The sequence below is a fragment of the Pseudoxanthobacter sp. genome (assembly GCF_036822375.1).
Lineage (GTDB): Bacteria > Pseudomonadota > Alphaproteobacteria > Rhizobiales > Segnochrobactraceae > Pseudoxanthobacter.
This window is the reverse complement of sequence record NZ_DAISHT010000177.1, coordinates 4,419-6,895: the sequence shown is the minus strand read 5'-3', so window position 1 is coordinate 6,895 and position 2,477 is coordinate 4,419. Positions and strand designations below refer to the sequence as shown.

Annotated in this window: 2 protein-coding genes; both read right to left on the bottom strand. The window is 68.3% G+C overall.

Features of this window, described 5'->3' with window-relative positions:
* Positions 1-71: 71 nt before the first annotated feature.
* Positions 72-488, bottom strand: coding sequence for a helix-turn-helix transcriptional regulator (locus tag V7067_RS13900; protein ID WP_334176500.1), 417 nt, complete (start codon positions 486-488; stop codon positions 72-74).
* Positions 489-665: 177 nt separating this feature from the next.
* Entirely contained in the window at positions 666-2,357 is a 1,692-nt protein-coding gene (gene lnt, locus V7067_RS13895; RefSeq protein WP_334176499.1) for an apolipoprotein N-acyltransferase, read from the bottom strand.
* Between the last annotated feature and the right edge of the window lie 120 nt (positions 2,358-2,477).

The window sequence follows — 2,477 nt, the reverse complement described above, 5'->3', positions numbered from 1 at the left end:
TTCATAGCAGCAAAGCCCGTGACGGTTCAAGCGCACATAAAGGTATCTTTATATGGGGAACCGGCTATGTCTCACGCCTCGTCGGCGTCGGCCAGCGACTCCACCAGATCCACCACCTTGCGGCGCACCTGACCGGAGCGGATGCGGACGAACGCGCGGTTGAGCGCCAGACCTTCGCTGGAGGTGAGGAAGCTCGTCACATAGGCCGCCGGACGATCCTCGGCAAAGCCCGGGTTCGCCGCTTCCTGCGGGGTCGAGGGAGCATCCTCGAAGAAGAATGCCACCGGAACCTGCAAAACCGTGGCGATGTGCTGCAGCCGGCTCGCCCCGATGCGGTTGGTGCCCTTCTCGTATTTCTGGATCTGCTGGAACGTGATCCCGAGATGCTCGCCAAGTTTTTCCTGGCTCATGCCGAGCATCATGCGGCGCATGCGCACGCGGCTACCGACGTGGGTATCAATCGGATTCGGGGATTTCTTGCTGGGCATCTGTTCTGGGTCCTTAGAACACGTCGAAACGCCGCGCATAACTGCGCGTCGCTACATGAAGGACCGGCGCTCACGGGGTCTTGAGGACCCACCCCCCTCGCCGGCATGACAGCCACGGCTCTGACCGACCGGCACGCCGTGATTGACGGCGTAATTGATCGATGTTTTTGAGTGGTGTCAATCGGTAACATAAAGTTGATCACCGCGACGGCTGGACGCGCGCCACACCAGACATCCGATCAGCCCGAGAGCGAACGGCAGTTCGCCAAAACGGGCGTAGATCGTCGGGGCCAGCGCCACAGGCAGCGGTCCATCCACCGTTCCCTGCTGCATCAGCCCCAGTGAGGCCCGGACACGTCCGTAACTGTCCACGATAGCCGAGATGCCGGTATTGGCAGCCCGGACCATGGGCAGACCTTGCTCTACGGCCCTTGCGCGGGCCTGATGAAAGTGTTGCACCGGACCCGGCGTATCGCCGAACCAGGCATCGTTGGTCAGATTCAAAAGCCATGCCGGCCGTCCGGCCGGTCCGATCACCTCATCGGCAAAAATTGCCTCGTAGCAGATCAATACGCTGAAAGGTGGCACATCTGCCACCGTAAGTTTGCGCCGCTGCGTGCCCGCCGTAAAGCCACCCGGCATCATTTCGGCCAGCGCACTGAGGCCAAGCCGTCCGAGCAGCGGCTCCAGCGGCAGGTATTCGCCGAACGGCACCAGATGAATCTTGTCGTCGCGGCCGATCACGGTGCCGCTGCTGTCGAGCACGAGGGCGCTGTTGTAGTAGCGCACCGGCGGGGCGTCGGGGTCGGTGCCGGCCGCCTCGTCGGCCACCACGGTGCCGGCCACCAGCACGCCGCCCTTCGGCAGCGCCGCTGCGGCCTCCCGCAGGGCGATGTCGGAACCGGCAAACAGGAACGGGGTTGCCGTCTCCGGCCACACAACGACGGTGGTGCCGTCGAACGGCACGCTGTCGCCGTCGCTGCCGCGGGTCAGGCGCAGCAGGGTGTCGAAGATCTGCCAGCGCTGCTCGGGCCGCCACTTCTGGCTCTGGTCGATGGCCGGCTGCACCAGCCGCAGCCGCACGCCCGGCACGTCCTGCGGCGTGGCGCCCATCAGCCGCACGGCCCCGAACACGGCGAGGCCGGCCAGCACGAGCGCCATGGCGGCCACGAAACCGAGCCCGCCCGGCCGGCGGCCGAGGGGGCCGAACGCCGCCGCCGGCGCCGCACCGGCCAGAGCGGCAACGAGGCCGAGGCCGCTGACCCCGATCGCGCTGGCACTCTGCATCAGGAGCGGGCCGGAGGTCAGGGCATAGCCGAGATCGTTCCACGGAAAGCCGGTGGCGACATGGCCGCGCAGCCATTCCGAGCCTGCCAGACAGGCCGCCAGAACGGCGATGCGGACCGTCCCGCGCCGCCACATCAGCACTGCGGCGGCCGAGGCGAGGGCCGGGAATAGGCCGAGACCCGCCGGCAGGCCGGCAACGGCGGCCGGCATCACCCAGCCATAGGCTTCCGCATCGACCAGAAAGGCCGCCCCGATCCACCACAGGCCGGCCAGAAAGGCACCGAAGCCCCACGCCCAGCCCGCCGCTGCCGCGCTTTTCAGCCGCGCGCCGCGCGAGGGCAGCCGGCTGGCGCCGTCGATGAGAAAAACCAGCACCGGCAGCGACACCAGCAGGGCCGGGAAAAAGCCGAACGGCGGCATGGCGAGCGCGCACAGCGCGCCGCCGGCAAAGGCAGCGCCGAGGCGGCGCAGACCGGTGAGCGCGGCAAGGCGCGCCGCCAGCCGGTCGAGGCCGCGGGCCGTGCCGCGCGCGCCGCACAGGAAGGGCGAGGGGGCGCGGCCGGCCCCGCCTTCAGCCGCCATGACGGCGGCTCCGGCTGCGGCTGCCGCGGGGTGCCGGACGGCGGGCATCGGGGCTGCGCATCGGGGGCAGGTCTTCCTTTGTCATGACATCAGGATCGCCGGCATCAAGATCGTCGGCAT

What these genes read in the sequence shown, in the direction of transcription:
- V7067_RS13900 (WP_334176500.1), bottom strand. Translation starts at nt 488, where the DNA reads ATGCCCAGCAAGAAATCCCCGAATCCGATTGATACCCACGTCGGTAGC.
- lnt (WP_334176499.1), bottom strand. Translation starts at nt 2,357, where the DNA reads ATGGCGGCTGAAGGCGGGGCCGGCCGCGCCCCCTCGCCCTTCCTGTGC.